Annotated in this window: 17 protein-coding genes and 1 pseudogene; 8 read left to right on the top strand and 10 right to left on the bottom strand. The window is 69.0% G+C overall.

Annotated elements, in window-relative coordinates; genetic code table 11:
• The first annotated feature begins 224 nt into the window (after positions 1–224).
• Positions 225–704: an NUDIX hydrolase gene (locus ACFYPN_RS19565; protein WP_358765486.1), complete on the top strand. Its 480-nt coding sequence runs from the start codon at positions 225–227 to the stop codon at positions 702–704.
• Between the two features lie 437 nt (positions 705–1,141).
• Positions 1,142–2,035 carry a GNAT family N-acetyltransferase gene (locus ACFYPN_RS19560; RefSeq protein WP_389299642.1) on the top strand — a complete coding sequence of 298 codons (894 nt, stop codon included), beginning with the start codon at positions 1,142–1,144 and terminating at the stop codon, positions 2,033–2,035.
• An 86-nt stretch (positions 2,036–2,121) separates the two neighbouring features.
• Here ACFYPN_RS19560 and ACFYPN_RS19555 read toward each other — a convergent pair whose 3' ends face one another.
• Both ACFYPN_RS19555 and ACFYPN_RS19550 read right to left on the bottom strand, forming a co-directional pair.
• Positions 2,122–2,550 (bottom strand): heme-binding protein, encoded by a 429-nt coding sequence (locus tag ACFYPN_RS19555; protein ID WP_358765482.1) that lies wholly within the window; start codon positions 2,548–2,550, stop codon positions 2,122–2,124.
• Positions 2,551–2,615: 65 nt separating this feature from the next.
• Positions 2,616–3,830 (bottom strand): MFS transporter, encoded by a 1,215-nt coding sequence (locus ACFYPN_RS19550; RefSeq protein ID WP_389299638.1) that lies wholly within the window; start codon positions 3,828–3,830, stop codon positions 2,616–2,618.
• Positions 3,831–3,969: 139 nt separating this feature from the next.
• Between ACFYPN_RS19550 and ACFYPN_RS19545 the strand changes: the two genes are divergently transcribed.
• Both ACFYPN_RS19545 and ACFYPN_RS19540 read left to right on the top strand, forming a co-directional pair.
• Positions 3,970–4,428 carry a MarR family transcriptional regulator gene (locus ACFYPN_RS19545; protein ID WP_358765478.1) on the top strand — a complete coding sequence of 153 codons (459 nt, stop codon included), beginning with the start codon at positions 3,970–3,972 and terminating at the stop codon, positions 4,426–4,428.
• A gap of 40 nt (positions 4,429–4,468) precedes the next feature.
• Positions 4,469–4,921 carry a GNAT family N-acetyltransferase gene (locus ACFYPN_RS19540; RefSeq protein WP_358765476.1) on the top strand — a complete coding sequence of 151 codons (453 nt, stop codon included), beginning with the start codon at positions 4,469–4,471 and terminating at the stop codon, positions 4,919–4,921.
• A gap of 235 nt (positions 4,922–5,156) precedes the next feature.
• Here ACFYPN_RS19540 and ACFYPN_RS19535 read toward each other — a convergent pair whose 3' ends face one another.
• The 3 genes and pseudogenes from ACFYPN_RS19535 to dnaB form a co-directional block, all read right to left on the bottom strand.
• Entirely contained in the window at positions 5,157–6,539 is a 1,383-nt protein-coding gene (locus ACFYPN_RS19535; protein ID WP_358765474.1) for a serine hydrolase domain-containing protein, read from the bottom strand.
• Between the two features lie 116 nt (positions 6,540–6,655).
• Positions 6,656–7,338: pseudogene (locus tag ACFYPN_RS19530) on the bottom strand (M15 family metallopeptidase).
• 183 nt (positions 7,339–7,521) lie between these two features.
• Positions 7,522–9,051 carry a replicative DNA helicase gene (dnaB, locus tag ACFYPN_RS19525; RefSeq protein WP_389299863.1) on the bottom strand — a complete coding sequence of 510 codons (1,530 nt, stop codon included), beginning with the start codon at positions 9,049–9,051 and terminating at the stop codon, positions 7,522–7,524.
• Positions 9,052–9,526: 475 nt separating this feature from the next.
• Between dnaB and ACFYPN_RS19520 the strand changes: the two genes are divergently transcribed.
• Complete coding sequence (locus ACFYPN_RS19520; RefSeq protein ID WP_389299860.1) at positions 9,527–10,864, top strand: MATE family efflux transporter; 1,338 nt, start codon at positions 9,527–9,529, stop codon at positions 10,862–10,864.
• Positions 10,865–11,007: 143 nt separating this feature from the next.
• Here ACFYPN_RS19520 and rplI read toward each other — a convergent pair whose 3' ends face one another.
• The 4 genes from rplI to rpsF all read right to left on the bottom strand — a co-directional run bounded on the left by rplI (position 11,008) and on the right by rpsF (position 12,717).
• Positions 11,008–11,454 (bottom strand): 50S ribosomal protein L9, encoded by a 447-nt coding sequence (rplI, locus tag ACFYPN_RS19515; RefSeq protein ID WP_358765470.1) that lies wholly within the window; start codon positions 11,452–11,454, stop codon positions 11,008–11,010.
• A gap of 18 nt (positions 11,455–11,472) precedes the next feature.
• On the bottom strand, positions 11,473–11,709 hold the full coding sequence (gene rpsR / locus ACFYPN_RS19510; protein WP_003967857.1) for a 30S ribosomal protein S18: 237 nt from the start codon (positions 11,707–11,709) through the stop codon (positions 11,473–11,475).
• Positions 11,710–11,752: 43 nt separating this feature from the next.
• On the bottom strand, positions 11,753–12,355 hold the full coding sequence (locus ACFYPN_RS19505; protein ID WP_389299633.1) for a single-stranded DNA-binding protein: 603 nt from the start codon (positions 12,353–12,355) through the stop codon (positions 11,753–11,755).
• Positions 12,356–12,426: 71 nt separating this feature from the next.
• Complete coding sequence (gene rpsF / locus ACFYPN_RS19500; protein WP_266706588.1) at positions 12,427–12,717, bottom strand: 30S ribosomal protein S6; 291 nt, start codon at positions 12,715–12,717, stop codon at positions 12,427–12,429.
• A 276-nt stretch (positions 12,718–12,993) separates the two neighbouring features.
• Between rpsF and ACFYPN_RS19495 the strand changes: the two genes are divergently transcribed.
• The 3 genes from ACFYPN_RS19495 (at position 12,994) to ACFYPN_RS19485 (ending at position 15,748) form a co-directional block, all read left to right on the top strand.
• A complete protein-coding gene (locus ACFYPN_RS19495; RefSeq protein ID WP_358765466.1) occupies positions 12,994–13,320 on the top strand; it encodes a hypothetical protein in 327 nt (108 codons plus the stop codon).
• 171 nt (positions 13,321–13,491) lie between these two features.
• Positions 13,492–14,610, top strand: coding sequence for a lipid II:glycine glycyltransferase FemX (locus ACFYPN_RS19490; protein WP_389299630.1), 1,119 nt, complete (start codon positions 13,492–13,494; stop codon positions 14,608–14,610).
• Positions 14,611–14,716: 106 nt separating this feature from the next.
• On the top strand, positions 14,717–15,748 hold the full coding sequence (locus tag ACFYPN_RS19485; protein ID WP_358765462.1) for an alanine racemase: 1,032 nt from the start codon (positions 14,717–14,719) through the stop codon (positions 15,746–15,748).
• A gap of 44 nt (positions 15,749–15,792) precedes the next feature.
• On the opposite strand, the gene ACFYPN_RS19480 is transcribed toward ACFYPN_RS19485, so the two are convergent.
• Entirely contained in the window at positions 15,793–17,292 is a 1,500-nt protein-coding gene (locus tag ACFYPN_RS19480) for a glycosyltransferase family 87 protein (RefSeq protein WP_389299628.1), read from the bottom strand.
• Between the last annotated feature and the right edge of the window lie 123 nt (positions 17,293–17,415).

Here is a 17,415-nt window from a genome sequence, read left to right as displayed (position 1 = left end):
CTCGCGGGTTGGTTGGGGTGGGTGGGGGGGGGGGGGGGGGGGGGGGGGGTGGGGGGGGGGGGGGCGGGGGGGGGGGGGGGGGGGGGGGGGGGGTGGGGGGGGGGGGGGGGGGGGCGGGGGGGGGGGGGGGGGGGGGGGGGGGCGGGCGCCGCGGGCCCCCCCCCCCCCCCCCCCCCCCCCCCGCCGGGAGTTTCGGAAGGGTGTGGGCGGGCCACTCTCTTGCCATGACCGAACGCCCTGTGGTCAAGCGCACCGCACGCGCCATCCTGCTCGACGGCGACCGACTCGTCCTGATCAAGCGGACCAAGCCGGGGGTGGACCCCTACTGGGTGACACCCGGCGGCGGGGTCGAGCCCGAGGACGCGACGGTCGTCGATGCCCTGCACCGAGAGGTCGACGAGGAGTTGGGGGCCAAGATCGTCGATGTGGTGCCCTGCTTCGTCGACACCGTCGAACACATCACGGACGACGGGTCCGCCGGGGTGAAGGTCCAGCACTTCTTCGTCTGCCGACTGGCGTCGATGGACCTGTCGCGACGCCACGGCCCCGAGATCGAGGCCCCCTGCGGGGAATACGAGATCGTCCGGATCCCCTTCAGCCGGGTGGGGATCGCCGCCGTCCACCTCGTCCCGCTCTCCCTCCGCCACTACCTGGACGGCAACATCGAAGGCGTACGGGCCATGCACGCACCCGACTTGGGGTGACTCGGGCCGGGTCGGGCAGCGCCGGCTCCTCGACGGTGTCGTGGTGAATGCGCTGCGGCGGGACGTCCCTGTCCCCGAGGGCGTGCACGCGACTGCGGATCGCGCCGGGGTTGACCGGCCACGGAGAGGCGTCCCGTTCGTCCCCAGCCGGGCCTCTGGTCAGAGAGCCCCTGCCTCTGCCACGCCCTCGAACTGTCTCTCGGTCCGGGATTTCCGGTACCCGACCACACCGGCACCGTCCGGCAGTGGTGTTTCACGTGAAACACGCGTGAGCGGCCGTCGTGGCGTGTGGGTCCGCAGGCCCCGCGCACCGGCGCCGCACTTCGCACCGGCCCAGGGATGTAAGGCGTACCGCCCGGAACACCGACGGAAAACCTTGGCGAAGGAAGAGACAAAAAGGTGGACGGGCCGCCTCGACGTCGGACAGCCTGACTCTCATGCCCACCATCCGGCACGGCCTGCCCGACAACCTGCCCATCCGGCTCCTCGCCCGCGGCGACCTGGTCGCCTGTGCCGATCTCAGCGAGGACCGGGGCTGGCCCCGGGACGAACACCGATGGGGCCTGCTCCTCGGAGCGGGTACGGCATACGGCATCGACGACCCCGCCGGCAAGGGCTTGGCGGCCGCCTGTGTGGTAACCACCTACGAGCCGACGCACGCCGCACTCGGCATGATGCTGGTCGCGGAGCGGTTCGCGCGGCAGGGCGTGGGGCGCCGTCTGCTCGTCCACGTTCTGGCGGAGCACGGTCGGACACCCCTGACCCTCTTCGCGACGGACCAGGGGCGCCCGCTCTACGAGAAGTTCGGCTTCGTCGTCGTGGGAAGGGTGGAGAGGTCGGTCGGACGCCTTCTGCCGGAGGGCGCACGGGCGGAGGCCGGCGGAGGAGTGGACGGCTCGGTCGCGACGACGCGTCGGGCGACGGCCCGGGACCTGCCGGCGGTCGTGGCGCTGGACGCTTCGGCCTTTGGTACCGAGCGGACGCAGATACTCGCGCGGTTGCCCGCCTTCTCGGATCATTTCCGGGTCGCCGAGCGGGCGGGCGAGCTGGTGGGGTTCGCGGCGCTCTGGCCCAGCGGGGGGAGCCATGTGATCGGACCGCTCATCGCGCCGGACACGGACACCGCCAAGGCGTTGGTGACCTCGCTCGCCTCGGAGACGGACCTCCCGCTGAGGGTGGAGATCGACACCCGTCACACCGAGCTGCGTGAATGGCTCGCTCACCGCGGCCTCTCCGCCGTCTCCACCACGGCGGTGATGGCCAGGGGATGCCCGGAAGTACCCGGCGACTGGAGCCGCAGGTTCTCACCACTGACCGTCGCAACGGGCTGACGCGACAGCCGCTCCCCTGCGACTGCCGCGTCAGCGTTCCGCTCCGCGGCCGGACGGGTTGCGGAGCGGAACGTGGGGGAGAACGCTCAGACCAGCGAGGCCGCGGCGCCGGTGGCGAACCCGTGGTCCTGCTCGGGGGCGCCACCACCGACACCCACGGCGCCGATCAGCTGACCGTCGCGGTGCACCGGCACGCCGCCCGCGACGAAGAGCAGGGGACGGTCGAGCGCGGTCGTCAGCGAGTGGAAGATCCCGCCGGGCTGTACCGCCTCCACGAGGTCGGCCGTGGGGGAGTTCAGCTGCAGGGCCGTGTAGGCCTTGCGGGTACTGGTCTCGCCCGCGATGAGGACGGCACGGTCGTCCCGGCGGAAGGCGAGCAGGTGCCCGCCGGCGTCGAGGACGGTGACGGCGGCTGCGACACCGGCGGTCTCGGCCGCGGTGCGGGCCGCCTCGATCAGAACTTCCGCGTCGTCGATGGTGAGGGGCGCGACGGCGGTGCGGCGGGTGGTGCTCATGGTGATTCTCCTGCGTGACGCGATGAAAGGTACGGGCGGTCGTGGGGACGGCCCGAAGGGGGAAGTCAGGACCGGGTCGCGGCGGACGCGGCGGCCGGTTCGGGAAGGTGGGCGGCGACGATCCGGCCGCCCCGCGCCTGATGGCGCTCCAGCAGGCTGGAGACCACGGCGAGAATCAGGGCGGCTCCCGCGAGTGCTGCACCGACCCAGTTGGGCGCGGTGTAGCTGAAGCCGGCCGCGATCACCAGGCCGCCGAGCCAGGCGGAGAGCGCGTTGCCCAGGTTGAAGGCGCCGATGTTGACCGCGGAGGCCAGCGTCGGAGCACCCGATGCCTGGTCCAGCACCCGCTTCTGCAACGGCGGCACGGTGGCGAATCCCAGCGCGCCGATGAGGACGATGGTGACGGCTGCGGCGATCTTGTTGTGAGCGGTCACGGTGAACAGGGCCAGCACGACCGCGAGCGAGCCGAGCGTGACGAAGAGCATCGGCATCAGATGCCGGTCCGCGAACTTTCCGCCCAACAGATTGCCGGCCACCATGCCGATGCCGAAGAGGACCAGCAGCCAGGTGACCGAGGACGGCGCGAAGCCGGCGATCCCGGTCATCATCGGAGTGATGTAGGTGATCGCGGCGAAGACGCCGCCGAAGCCGAGCACCGTCATGGCCATGGCGAGCAGGACCTGCACGTTCCGGAAGGCCGCCAGCTCATGACGGAGTCGTACGCCTTCAGGACGGGGCTGCTCCGGCACGAGCTTCGCCACACCGAGCAGACCGACCACACCGAGGGCGGCGACGACGACGAAGGTCACCCGCCATCCGGCGGTCTGACCGATGTACGTACCCAGCGGAACACCGACCACATTGGCGACGGTGAGACCGGTGAACATCATGGCGATGGCGCCGGCCTTCTTCTGCGGGGCCACCAGGTCGGCCGCGACGACCGATCCGATACCGAAGAAGGCTCCGTGGGCGAGCGAGGCGATCACCCGTCCGATGATCATCACGCTGAACACCGGGGCCAGGGCTGACACGACGTTGCCGATGACGAAGAGGCCCATCAGCAGCATCAGCATGCGCTTACGACTGATCCTGGTGCCCAGCAGCGTCATGAGCGGTGCGCCCGCGACCACGCCGAGTGCGTACCCCGTGACCAGGAAGCCCGCGGTCGGGATGGACACCTGGAAGTCCGCGGCCACCTCGGGGAGCAACCCCATGATCACGAACTCGGTGGTCCCGATTCCGAAAGCCCCGATGGCGAGGGCGAGGAGCGCTAGCGGCATGGGTTCACCTTCTCTGAAGATTGCGTCTGCGCCTTACAGGCGTCCACAATAATTGCAGACGCTGGTTATTTGCAAGCGCGGGCTATTGCATATGTCCACTATCCTGGAGCCAAGCAGCTCCAGCACGGAGGAGAGACGAATGACCGCCACGGACCCCGCCCTGACCGCCCTTTCCCAGGGCTGGTGCGCTCTTTCCCTGCTGCACGGAAGGATCGAGGCGCACATCGAGCGAGCCCTGCAGGCCGGTCACAACCTCAGCGTCCGCGAGTACTCCCTGCTGGGCGTACTGAGCCGACAGCACCAGGGCCCCGGCGGCCACCTCCAGATGAAGCAGGTGGCCGACGCGGTCGTGCTGAGTCAGAGCGCCACCACCCGTCTGGTGACCCGCCTGGAGGACAGAGGGCTGCTCACGCGGTACCTCTGCGACACGGACCGCCGGGGCATCTACACCGACGTGACCGAGGCGGGCATGACCTTGCTCGCCGAAGCCAGGCCCACCAACGACACCGCACTGCGGACCGCTCTCGACGAGGCGGCCGAGCATCCCGAACTGGCCCCGCTCGTCCGGGCGGTCGAAGGGCTCAAGGTCCCCGCGTAGGGAGTGTCTCTCCGGGCGCGCACTGCATAGGGTGCCGATCATGAAGGAACTGCTGATACGGCCCGCGATCCTGACCGACGTCCCGGCCATCGTCTCGCTGCTCGCCGACGATCCGCTGGGCGCACAGCGCGAGTCGCCCGACGACCTCTCACCGTACGAGAGGGCGTTCCACCGGCTCGCGAACGATGCGAACCAGTACCTGATGGTCGCGGTACGCGGGGATCGAGTGGTCGGAACGGCCCAACTCACCATCGTGCCCGGGCTGTCGCGGCGGGGCGCCACCCGCTCCGTCATCGAGGGGGTCCGGGTACACAGCGAGGAGCGGGGCAGTGGTCTCGGAACACAGATGATCCAGTGGGCCGTCGACGAATCCCGTCGCCAGGAGTGCCACTTGGTCCAGCTGACCTCCGACGCGTCCCGGACAGACGCCCACCGCTTCTACGAGCGCCTCGGCTTCACCCCGAGTCACGTGGGTTTCAAGCTCGCGCTCTGAGGCACCTGCGCACGGCCTCACCGCGCATCCGGGCGGGGAGGGGGCACCGGATACGCCTCCACCTGTGGGGGACGGCCAGTCGGCACGCCAGCAGGGCGGGCAACCGGGCGGGGGCGTTTCACGTGAAACACCCTCGCGCGGTGGTTCAGAGCCTGCTCTCGGCTCTCTGCCCTGCCCCTCCGCCGAGGCGGTGAGCCTTCCGTTCAGCGCCCCCGAGCCCTCCCCCGAGCAGTCCTCAAAGAGCCAGCCCCCGCCAGCCCTCCGGGTCCACGCCCCCGGGGATGGCAGCCGCGGCATCGTACGGTTCACGAGTGAAGACGAAGGAGCCGAGGTCCAGATGGGCCACCGTTCCTTCGGCGTCCCGCACGATCCGCAACCGCTCCCCCGCGTGGTATCCGCTGAGCCCGGTCCAACCGCCGTCCGCCTCCGCCCGGAACTTCGCACCCCGGCCCGTCCCCGCCAGTGGGGCCAGTTCAAGGCCTCGGCCGTCGAGCAGCCTCACCACGTACCGCTGGGTTCCCCAGTACCAGGGTCCGGTCAGCGCCAGCAGATCCTGGTCGACCTCGGGCAGCGGGCGCCAGGGCTCCGGGATGCGCGGCTCCGCCTCCGCGACGATCCGCACCAGGTCCTGGGCCACCTCGGCGGGGGAAGGCCCCGAGGTGGCGTTGGTGAGCACGACCGCCGCCACGTCGTCCTCCGCGCACACCCAGAGGCAGGCCAGGAACCCGGGAAGCGAACCGGAGTGCCCGAAGAGAGTACGCCCGTCCCTGTGGACGACTTGGAGCCCGAGCCCGTACGTGCCGGTCCAGTCGCCGGCCTCGAGCGGTACGGAAGGGGCCCGCATCTCCCTGACCGAGTGGGCACCCAGGACCCGGTCGTCCCCCTCGGTGAGGAAGCCCGCGAAGGTGAGGAGGTCCCCCGCGGTCGACCAGAGCTGCCCGGCGGGAGCCATCAGCCCCAGATCGTGGCTCGGCTCGGGCAGCATCACGTCCGCCCAGGGGTGCACGGCCCAGCCCCCCGCGTGTGGCGCCCGGGGCCCCACGCTCGTACGGTGCATCCCCAGCGGCTCCAGGATCTCGCGCCCCAGCACCGCCTCCCAGGAGTCGCCGCGCACGGCCTCGACGAGTGAACCGAGCACGGTGTAGCCGGGGTTCGAGTAGTGGTGGCGGAGGCCGGCCGGGTGCCGGAAGGGCTCCTCGCCCAAGACGGCGGCCAGGTCCGGGCGGGTCTCCCCGGGAGTCCGCTCCCACCACGGGGCAGGGGTCTCGGCGGCGAGCCCGGCACTGTGGCCGAGGAGTTGGCGAATGCTCACCCCTCCGACACCGGAGCCCGGCAGGTACTTCTCCACCTGGTCGTCCAGGTCGAGCAGACCCTCGTCCCTCAGTCGGAGCACCAGGACGGCGGTGAAGGTCTTGGTGATCGAGCCGATCCTGTACTGCGTATCGCTGTCGGGCTCATGTCCGTCCACACAACTACGCCCCCCGCTCCAGCCGATCCGCCCCTCCCGGAGCACCCCGGCGACCATCGAAGGGGTCCGCCCTTCCCGCTGAGCGGTGGCGGTTCGGTGCAGCAGGGCCCGGCGAGTGGCCGGCAGCAGTTCTTCATCCCAAGACGTCATGAGCAGAAGGACTACCGAAGACAGCGCTGCCGCGCCAATCCGTTTCTCGCGCGCGGCCGCTGCACCAGCACTCCACCGGTTCCCATCGAGGTCGTCGGCCGACAGATGGTGCCGAACTACTCCTGATGCGGCGGAGTCTGCGGTCGATGGAGTTCCCTGGGGCCGTAGTGGGCGACTGCCGCTTGTGTCTCCAAGGCCCAGTAGCGGTCTCCGTACACCAGTGCCACCACTCTGTGGGGTAGTTGACCAGGTCGGCAGCGGTAAGCGCGGTGCTCAGGATGTCCCGATGGGAGCGAGCCCGATCGCTGATGTTGGCGGCCTGGGTGTAGCAGGCGCCCGCACTCTCCTCCGGACTCGCGTTCAGGCGTGTACCCATGTCGAGTTCGCACCGGTCGCCATCAGCAAGCGTCAGATCAACAGCTGCCCGGGCGCTGTGCGGTGCGATCTCAGGAGGGGACACATAGCGGCTGGCTGCCGAGCGAACCTGCTAAGCGGCCCATTCCGGATGTTCAGCGCGCAGTCGGGCTGCATATTCGTCGAAGTAGTGCCGCTGAAGGGACGGGGGGCGATATCCCTCGACGAACAGCAACCGCAACTCTTGAGGTAGCTGTGCCTGTGCTGTGAGGAGGCGGTCGAGCACTCCTTCTCGCAGGTGAGCGAAGGCACCGGCAGAGTCCTGCCACTTCCGCTCGTCGATCAGCAGGCGGCCGTCTCGTCGCAGATCCACGAGGCGTTCACCGCACTCCTGCACGGGAACGGCTGCGACCTTCGGGTCGGACATCAGAACGATTCCAGTCATGACGTGATCATCTCGTGGCCCTGCGACCCTTCGGTGGGGATCTTCAGAGCCACCGTGACAACGCATTTCTCGAAATCAGTGAGTGACCTGACCTGCCGGTCTCACGACTTTGGCCCCTCTGCCCTCGCACGGTCATCGGTCCTGGGACATGGCCACGGAGTTCGAGACCCGGCGCCGGTCGGATCAGGTCTGTGCCATGTCGACAAAGCGCGAGTAGTGGCCCTGGAACGCCACCGTGATGGTGGCGGTGGGGCCGTTACGGTGCTTGGCGACGATCAGGTCCGCCTCTCCCGCGCGGGGCGACTCCTTCTCGTACGCGTCCTCGCGGTGGAGCAGGATCACCATGTCGGCGTCCTGCTCGATGGAGCCGGACTCACGGAGGTCGGAGACCATCGGCTTCTTGTCCGTACGCTGCTCGGGACCACGGTTCAGCTGGGAGAGCGCGATCACCGGCAGCTCCAGCTCCTTGGCGAGCAGCTTGAGGTTTCGGGACATGTCCGAGACCTCCTGCTGACGGCTCTCGGCACGCTTCGATCCGCCGGACTGCATCAGCTGCAGGTAGTCGATGACCACCAGCTTCAGGTCGTTGCGCTGCTTCAGACGACGGCACTTCGCCCGGATCTCCATCATGGAGAGGTTGGGCGAGTCGTCGATGTACAGCGGCGCCGCCGAGACGTCCGGCATCCGCCGGGCCAGCCGCGTCCAGTCCTCGTCCGTCATGGTGCCCGACCGCATGTGGTGCAGGGCCACCCGCGCCTCCGCCGAAAGGAGACGCATCGCGATCTCGTTCCGCCCCATTTCCAGGGAGAAGATCACGCTCGGAAGGTTGCCCTTGATCGAGCAGGCCCGGGCGAAGTCCAGCGCCAGGGTCGACTTGCCCATGGCGGGGCGCGCGGCGATGACGATCATCTGGCCCGGGTGCAGGCCGTTGGTCAGCGCGTCCAGATCGGTGAAGCCCGTGGGGACGCCGGTCATCTCACCGCTGCGGGACCCGATCGCCTCGATCTCGTCGAGGGCGCCCTCCATGATGTCGCCGAGCGGCAGGTAGTCCTCGCTGGTGCGCTGCTCGGTGACCGCGTAGATCTCGGCCTGGGCGGAGTTGACGATGTCGTCGACGTCTCCGTCGGCCGCGTATCCCATCTGTGTGATCTTCGTACCCGCTTCGACCAGGCGGCGCAGCACGGCCCGCTCATGGACGATCTCGGCGTAGTACGAGGCGTTCGCGGCGGTCGGCACCGACTGGACGAGGGTGTGGAGGTACGGCGCTCCACCGACCTTGGTGATCTCGCCACGCCGGACCAGCTCGGCCGCGACCGTGATGGGGTCGGCGGGCTCGCCCTTGGCGTACAGGTCGAGAATGGCCGTGTAGACGGTCTCGTGGGCGGGCCGGTAGAAGTCGTGCCCCTTGATGACCTCCACGACTTCCGCGATGGCGTCCTTGGAGAGCAGCATGCCGCCGAGGACCGACTGCTCGGCGTCCAAGTCCTGCGGGGGAACCCGCTCGAATCCCGGAGAGCCGCCGTCCCAGCCGTTGTCACGGTCCCGGTCGTGCTGGTCGTCGCGGCCACCGCGGTCGCCGCGGTCGCCGCGGTCGCCGCGGTCGCCGCGGTCGCCGCGGTCGCCGCGGTCGCCGCGGTCGCCGCGGTCGCCGCGACGCTGACGGGAAACAGGCAGACGGTCGCTCGGACCGACCTCGGCCCAGGGCTCGTCCAAAGGCTCCGGAATGCTCACCGGGCCACCTCCTCCCGTCCGCTTCGCGGACCTAGCCATGCCACTCTTTCTTACGGCACGGCACCGACAAACAGGACACCCGACTCCGCTTCCGGCGCTTCGACTTCAGCGCGCTTCGAGGGATGGCCGGAGTACGGGTGAGGGTCCACGGTAGGCCGCTCCACACCGTCAGCCAATCCGGTTATCCACAGGGCATGTGGACGACGGACCAGATGCTGTGGAGAAGTCCTCCGATCCTGTGCACGGACCGGGGGACAGCACTGTGGACAAACTCATAGCATCGAGACGCACGCGTCGCTGACCTGGCATTTCTCCATCCACCGACTGTGGGAGAGAAAAAGTTTCCCGCTTCGGTCAAGATCGCCGAGGATGACGCGTGGCCCAGCGCACAAGCCCTGCAAAAGTAAGGGCTCCAGTGGCATTGCATCTATTACCTGTGGAAGATTGGATGGCTCTCATGACCAAGGCCTCCGCGACACCGGCATCCAGCCGCCGACGGCACGACCGAGAGATCGTGGCACTCGCCGTGCCCGCCTTCGGCGCACTCGTCGCCGAGCCTCTCTTCCTCATGGTGGACAGTGCGATCGTGGGACACCTCGGCACCCGGCAGCTGGCCGGGCTCGGGGTGTCCGCGGCTCTTCTCTCGACAGCCGTCAGCGTGTTCGTCTTCCTCGCCTACGCCACCACCGCAGCCGTCGCCCGCCGCCTCGGCGCGGGTGATCTCGCCGCCGCGATCCGGCAGGGGATGGACGGCATCTGGCTCGCCCTCCTCCTCGGCGCTCTGGTGGTGGCCGCCGTCGTTCCCACCGCACCATGGATCGTCGATGTCCTCGGCGCCTCCGGGACGGCGGCCCCCTACGCGACCACCTATCTCCGCATCTCGACTCTCGGAATACCGGCCATGCTGGTCGTACTGGCGGCCACCGGAGTGCTGCGCGGCCTCCAGGACACCCGTACTCCGCTGTACGTGGCCATCGGCGGCTTCTCCGCCAACGCCATCCTGAATGCGGTCCTGGTCTACGGCGCCGGCCTGGGCATCGCAGGGTCGGCGTGGGGCACGGTGATCGCGCAGATGGCCATGGCCGTGGCCTATCTGGTGGTCGTCGTCCGGGGCGCCCGCCGTCACCACGCATCACTCCTCCCCGACCTGGCGGGCATCCGCGCGAGTGCCCGGGCCGGGGTTCCGCTGCTGATCCGCACGCTCTCCCTGCGCGCGGTCCTGGTCATCGCCACCGCGGTCGCCGCTCGACTCGGCGACGTGGACATCGCGGCGCACCAGATCGTCCTCTCGCTCTGGACCCTCACAGCCTTCGCTCTGGACGCCATCGCCATCGCCGGACAGGCGATCATCGGACGCTACCTCGGTGCCGACGACGCGAAAGGCGCGCGCGAGGCGTGCCGTCGAATGGTGGAGTGGGGTCTCGCAGCAGGGGTGGTGCTCGGCGCGCTCATCGTGCTCGCCCGGCCGCTCTTCATCCCGCTGTTCACCAGCGACACTTCCGTACGGGACACGCTGCTGCCCGCGCTGCTGGTGGTGGCGGTCTCCCAACCCATCGCCGGCGTCGTCTTCGTCCTGGACGGCGTGCTCATGGGCGCTGGGGACGGGCGCTACCTCGCTCTGGCCATGCTCGTCACCCTTGCGGTCTTCGCTCCGGTCGCCCTGCTGATCCCGACCCTGGGCGGCGGCCTCACCGCGCTCTGGTGGGCCATGGACCTGATGATGGCCGTACGGCTCATCACCCTCTGGCTGCGCGCACGCTCCGGACGATGGCTCGTCACCGGCGCCGCCCGCTGACCCGGGCACCGTACCCGGCGGCGATACACCATGTTTCACGTGAAACGGCGGCAACTCCCGCAGAAGTTCATGTTTCACGTGAAACGACAAAGGGCCGTACCCCATGGGGTACGGCCCTTCACCTAACTCGTACGAGCACTGCCTCAGGCAGCGACAACCTCGACGCCGAGCTGCGCCGCGACCTCAGGGTGCAGGCGCACGGACACCTGGTGTCCGCCAAGCGTCTTGATCGGCGAACCGAACTCGACGCGACGCTTGTCGACCTCCGGGCCACCGGCAGCCTTGATCGCCGAAGCGACGTCGGCCGGGGTGACGGAGCCGAAGAGGCGGCCGGCGTCGCCGGAGCGAACAGCCAGACGGACCTTCACGGACTCGAGCTTGGCCTTGATCTCGTTGGCCTGCTCGATCGTCGCGATCTCGTGGATCTTGCGGGCGCGGCGGATCTGCGCCACGTCCTTCTCGCCACCCTTGGTCCAGCGAATGGCAAAGCCACGCGGGACCAGGTAGTTGCGAGCGTAACCGTCCTTGACGTCGACGACGTCGCCGGCGGTACCGAGGCCAGTGACCTCGTGGGTGAGGATGATCTTCATTTTTGCGTCACCCTTCCCTTATCGCGCGGTGGACGTGTAGGGCAGCAGCGCCATCTCACGGCTGTTCTTGACTGCCGTGGCGACGTCACGCTGGTGCTGAGTGCAGTTGCCCGTTACGCGGCGGGCACGGATCTTGCCGCGGTCGGAAATGAACTTCCGCAGCATGTTCGTGTCCTTGTAGTCCACGTACTGGGTCTTGTCCTTGCAGAACGCGCAGACCTTCTTCTTAGGCTTGCGCACAGGCGGCTTCGCCATGGTGTTTCTCCTGTGTGATCAAGAAGTGGGGTACGAGCCGGTCCTAGAAAGGAGGCTCGTCCGAGTAGCCGCCGCCGCCGCTGGAACCGCCGGAGCTTCCGCCCCAGCCGCCCTGGCCCCCGCCCTGCTGGCCGCCGGAGGGTGCGCCGGTTGCCCACGGGTCGGCGTCGGGAGCGCCGCCGCCGCCCTGCGGGGCACCGCCACCGGGACCGCCGCCCCAGTTGCCGCCGCCCTGCTGGCCACCGCCGTATCCACCCTGGCCGCCACCCTGGCCACTGCGACCTGCGGTCTTGGTGACCTTGGCCGTGGCGCTCTTCAAGCTGGGGCCGACTTCGTCGACGTCCAGCTCGTAGACCGTGCGCTTGATGCCCTCACGGTCCTCGTAGGACCGCTGCTTCAACCGGCCCTGCACAATGACGCGCATGCCTCGCTGAAGCGACTCCGCGACGTTCTCCGCCGCCTGACGCCAGACCGAGCAGGTGAGGAACAGGCCTTCGCCGTCCTTCCACTCATTGGTCTGCCGGTCGAAGATGCGGGGTGTGGACGCGACACGGAACTTCGCGACCGCCGCACCGGAAGAGGTGAAGCGCAGCTCGGGGTCGTCGACGAGATTGCCGACGACCGTGATGACGGTCTCGCCTGCCATGGATGAACCTCTCGGCGGGGATTGCTTGCTGCTGGCTGCTACTCGAACCCGATGACCGCTGAGCTAGATGCTCAGTGGGTCTCGGGACGGAGGACCTTGGTCCGGAGGACCGACTCGTTCAGGTTCATCTGGCGGTCGAGCTCCTTGACGACCGCAGGCTCGGCCTGCAGGTCGAGGACCGAGTAGATGCCCTCGGGCTTCTTCTTGATCTCGTAGGCGAGCCGACGACGGCCCCAGGTGTCGACCTTCTCCACCTTTCCGTTGCCCTCACGGACGACGGAGAGGAAGTTCTCGATCAGGGGAGAGACAGCACGCTCTTCCAGATCGGGGTCGAGGATGACCATCACTTCGTAGTGACGCATGTGGAACCCACCTCCTTTGGACTCAGCGGCCACGGTCGTTCCGTGGCAGGAGGGTCGTGATGCGTACGCATCGGTGTCCGTCGGGCGAAACAGCGGGCTCGGCGGGCGCCTCAGGGAGAGGGCCGCCGGGCAGCTCAAGGCAGACACCGGTGCAGACCGTACAGACTACCTGCCATGTACCCCCGGGTTGAAATCCAGGGCCAAGGATGCGCAATCTGTACATATCGGATGTGAGCGGCGTCTCAGTGCGCCGCCCCTTCGTCAGGAGGCACTTTCATGGCCCAGGTAGCGCACACCCGCCCGCGGAACCGGCCCACCGGCTCCCTCTTCGCCACGGACGGCAGGCCCCATCCGCTCCAGGACGCCCTGATGCTGGTCACCGGGGTTCTGGGCATCCTCGCGTTCGTGACCGCCATGTTCCACAACCTGCACCTGCTCAGCTCGTGGGCCGGCCTCATCGGCATCCTGACCGGCGGATACGGGATGTGGGTGTCCAGGACCACCTGGGAACGGTTCGCCCTGATCATGGGGCTGGGCTCCTCCGCGGTGGGCTTCTACCTCGGAATGGCCCACGGAGGCCTCTTCGGCAGCGTGGTCAGCTGACCCTCACGTCCTGTACGGGCCCCGGCGGCAGCTCCGCCGGGGCCCGTAGGACACCGCCTCGCGGCCAAGTGCCGTACGGGCCAGAACGGGCGCTCCCCGCTCACAGTAGGCTTCGGCGCGAGAGCCGGAGCCCCTGACCGATGGGGACACACCTGCCGAGGAGCGCCCCGCATGAGCCTGACCCTGAGGACCATCAGCCGCGAGCAGCATCTGGCGTACATCCAGAGTCTGCCCGCGGCCAGTCACTGCCAGGTCCCGGCGTGGGCTGACGTGAAGACGGAATGGCGGTCGGAGAGCCTCGGCTGGTTCGACAACAACGGTCAGATCGTCGGCGCCGGACTGGTGCTGTACCGACAGCTTCCGAAGATCAAGAGGTACCTCGCCTATCTCCCCGAGGGCCCGGTCATCAACTGGTACGCGCCCAACCTGGACGAGTGGCTGCAGCCGATGCTCGCCCACCTCAAGCAGCAGGGGGCCTTCTCGGTGAAGATGGGCCCGCCGGTCGTCATCCGGCGCTGGGACTCCACCGCGATCAAGGCAGGCATCCAGGACCCGGACGTGAAGCGCCTGCGGGACGTGGAGGCGACGGTCATCGAGCCGCGGGCCTTCGAGGTCGCGGACCGGCTGCGCAAGATGGGCTGGCAGCAGGGCGAGGACGGCGGCGCCGGTTTCGGTGACGTGCAGCCCCGCTTCGTCTTCCAGGTGCCGCTCGCGAACCGCTCCCTCGAGGACGTCCTCAAGGGCTTCAACCAGCTGTGGCGCCGCAACATCAAGAAGGCCGACAAGGCCGGTGTCGAGGTCGTCCAGGGCGGTTTCGAGGACCTCGCCGAGTGGCAGCGGCTCTACGAGATCACGGCCGTGCGCGACCATTTCCGCCCGCGCCCCCTCTCGTACTTCCAGCGCATGTGGTCCGTCCTCAACGCCGAGGACCCCAACCGGATGCGGCTTTACTTCGCCCGCCACAACGGGGTCAACCTCTCCGCGGCCACCATGCTCGTCGTCGGTGGACACGTCTGGTACTCCTACGGAGCCTCCGACAACATCGGCCGCGAGGTCCGGCCCTCCAACGCGATGCAGTGGCGGATGCTGCGCGACTCGTACGCGATGGGCGCGACCGTCTACGACCTGCGCGGCATCAGCGATTCCCTGGACGAGACCGACCATCTCTTCGGCCTGATCCAGTTCAAGGTCGGTACGGGCGGGGAAGCCGTCGAGTACGTCGGCGAGTGGGACTTCCCGCTCAACAAGCTCCTGCACAAGGCGCTCGACATCTACATGTCGCGACGCTGACGCGCCGGGCCCGGTGAACGACCGGGCCCGTCCGTTCCTCTTGGTTTCTCCGTACGCTCTGCGATCTCTGACACACCGCAGCCACCAGAAAGGTTCCGGGCCGGCCATGGCGCTCTCCCTCTACGTCGACACCGCGCGCTGGCGGGCGCACCAGAAGTCCGTGATCGATCAGTTCCCGGGCCTCGTGCCGGTCTGCAAGGGCAACGGCTACGGCTTCGGGCACGAGCGTCTGGCCGACGAGGCCATCCGCTTCGGCTCGGACATGCTGGCAGTGGGGACCACGTACGAGGCCGCCCGGATCAAGGACTGGTTCAGCGGCGACCTGCTCGTCCTCACGCCGTTCCGCAGGGGTGAGGAACCGGTTCCGCTGCCCGACCGCGTGGTCCGTTCGGTCTCCTCCGTCGACGGGGTGCACGGCCTCGTCGGCGCCCGGGTCGTCATCGAGTGCATGAGCTCGATGAAGCGCCACGGAGTCAGGGAAGAGGAGCTGGGACAGCTCCACGCCGCCATAGAGGACGTCCGCCTCGAAGGCTTCGCGCTGCACCTCCCGCTGGACCGCACCGACGGCTCGGACGCGGTGGAGGAGGTCATCGGCTGGATGGACCGCCTGCGCAACGCCCGGCTGCCCCTGCACACCATGTTCGTCAGCCACCTCAAGGCCGCGGAACTGGCCCGGCTGCAGCAGCAGTTCCCGCAGACCCGCTTCCGCGCCCGCATCGGCACCCGGCTCTGGCTCGGCGACCACGAGGCCACCGAGTACCGCGGTGCCGTGCTGGACGTGACTCCCGTCGTCAAGGGCGACCGTTTCGGCTACCGGCAGGGCAAGGCCGCGTCCGACGGCTGGCTGGTGGTCGTCGCCGGAGGTACGTCGCACGGGGTCGGACTGGAGGCTCCCAAGGCACTCCACGGGGTGATGCCGCGCGCCAAGGGCGTCGCCCGCGCCGGGCTCGCCACGGTCAACCGCAACCTGTCGCCGTTCGTCTGGTCGGGCAAGCAGCGCTGGTTCGCCGAGCCGCCGCACATGCAGGTGTCGATCCTGTTCGTACCGTCGGACGCCCAGGAACCGCGGGTCGGCGACGAACTCGTGGCACATCTGCGCCACACCACCACCCAGTTCGACCGTCTCGTCGAGCGCTGACGCGACCCCGTTCGGGACACGGGAAACCCGCCGGGCGGGACCGGTCAGTCGCCGGTCCCGCCGCCGCGCACCGCTCCCCAGTCGGCCGGCTCGCCCCAGAAAGCCTCGTCCTCGTACTCCCGGCTGCCCAGCGGCGCCAGCACGAATCTGTCCGGCGCCCCGTCGAGCACACCGCCGGAGGGGTCGTCCGAGCCGTCCTGCCGCACCACGTCACGCTCCGGCAGGACGATGTCCCGCACGACCAGGGCGACGAGGTAGAGCGTTCCCAGCAGGTGGAGGACGACGGCGAGCTGATAGCCGTCCTGCGGCAGCCCCTGGTGCTTGTCCCCGCTGCTCGTGTACGCGAGGTACATCCAGATGCCGAGGAAGTACAGCACCTCGCACGCCTGCCAGATCAGGAAGTCCCGCCAGCGCGGACGGGCCAGCGCGGCGAGCGGGATCAACCAGAGCACGTACTGCGGCGAGTAGACCTTGTTCGTGAGGACGAAGGCCGCCACCACGAGGAACGCGAGCTGGGCGAACCTGGGCCTGCGCCGCCCGACCAGGGCCAGCGCCGCGATGCCGAGGCAGCAGAGCACCATCAGCACCGCGGAACCCAGGTTCACGACGGAGACGTCGATGGGCCGTCCCAGGCGCTGCTGGGCGATCAGCCAGAACGACCCGAAGTCGATGGTGCGGACCTCGCTGAAGGTGTAGAACTTCTTCCACCCCTCCCAGGCGTACAGCATCACCGGCAAGTTCACCACCGCCCAGGCGACCACGGCCGAGAACGTGGCGACGAGGAACGGCCGCCACTTCCCCGCGCGCCAGCAGAGCACCAGGAGCGGACCGAGCAGCAGGACCGGATACAGCTTCGCCGCCGTCGCCAGGCCGATCAGGACACCGAACGCGACCGCCCTGCCGCGCGACCACATGAGCATCGCGGCGGCGGTCAGGGCGACGGCCAGCAGGTCCCAGTTGACCGTGGCGGTGAGGGCGAGGGCCGGCGCCAGAGCGACCAGCAGCCCGTCCCACGGGCGGCGGCGGTGGGTACGCGCGACGCACACGACCGCCACCACCGCGCAGATCATCAGCATGCCGGCGTTGACGAGCCAGTACATCTGCTCGCGCTGCTGCATCGGGTCGCTGTGAGGGGTGAGCGTGAGCCAGGAGGCGACCTGCATGAACAACCCGGTCAGGACCGGGTATTCGAGGTACTGCATGTCGCCGCCGAGCCGGTCGAAGTAGGGCAGCAGCCCGTCAGCGAAGCCCCGGCCGACGAAGAGGTGGGGGATGTCTGAGTAGCAGGCGTGGGTGTACTGCGAGCTGGCCCCTCTGAACCAGGCCCAGTTGTAGCAGGGCAGCTTCTGCACCATGCCGAGCGCGAACATCCCGATCGCCACCAGGGCGACCACGCGCACGGCCGTCAGCCCGCCGCCGCCGAAGCGCGCGAACCGGCCCGCCGGGCCGCCGATCAACTCGCTCCCCGCAGCGGCGATCTCGTCCCGTCGCGTGGGTGCGACGGGACGCTCCTGTTCCTCGCTGGTCTCTTCTGCGCTTGGCATGCGCCACATCCTGCCGTACCGGGCTGTGCGGGAGGCGGGGGACCGCCGGACGCGACCGAGGGCCGTCCGTACCCGGCTGGGTGCGGACGGCCCTCGTAGGCGGCCCGGGTACGGGCCCGGAGG

This window comes from Streptomyces sp. NPDC005576 (assembly GCF_042871745.1).
Lineage (GTDB): Bacteria > Actinomycetota > Actinomycetes > Streptomycetales > Streptomycetaceae > Streptomyces.
The sequence above is the reverse complement of the archived record's forward strand: the minus strand, read 5'-3'. Positions and strand labels throughout refer to the sequence as shown.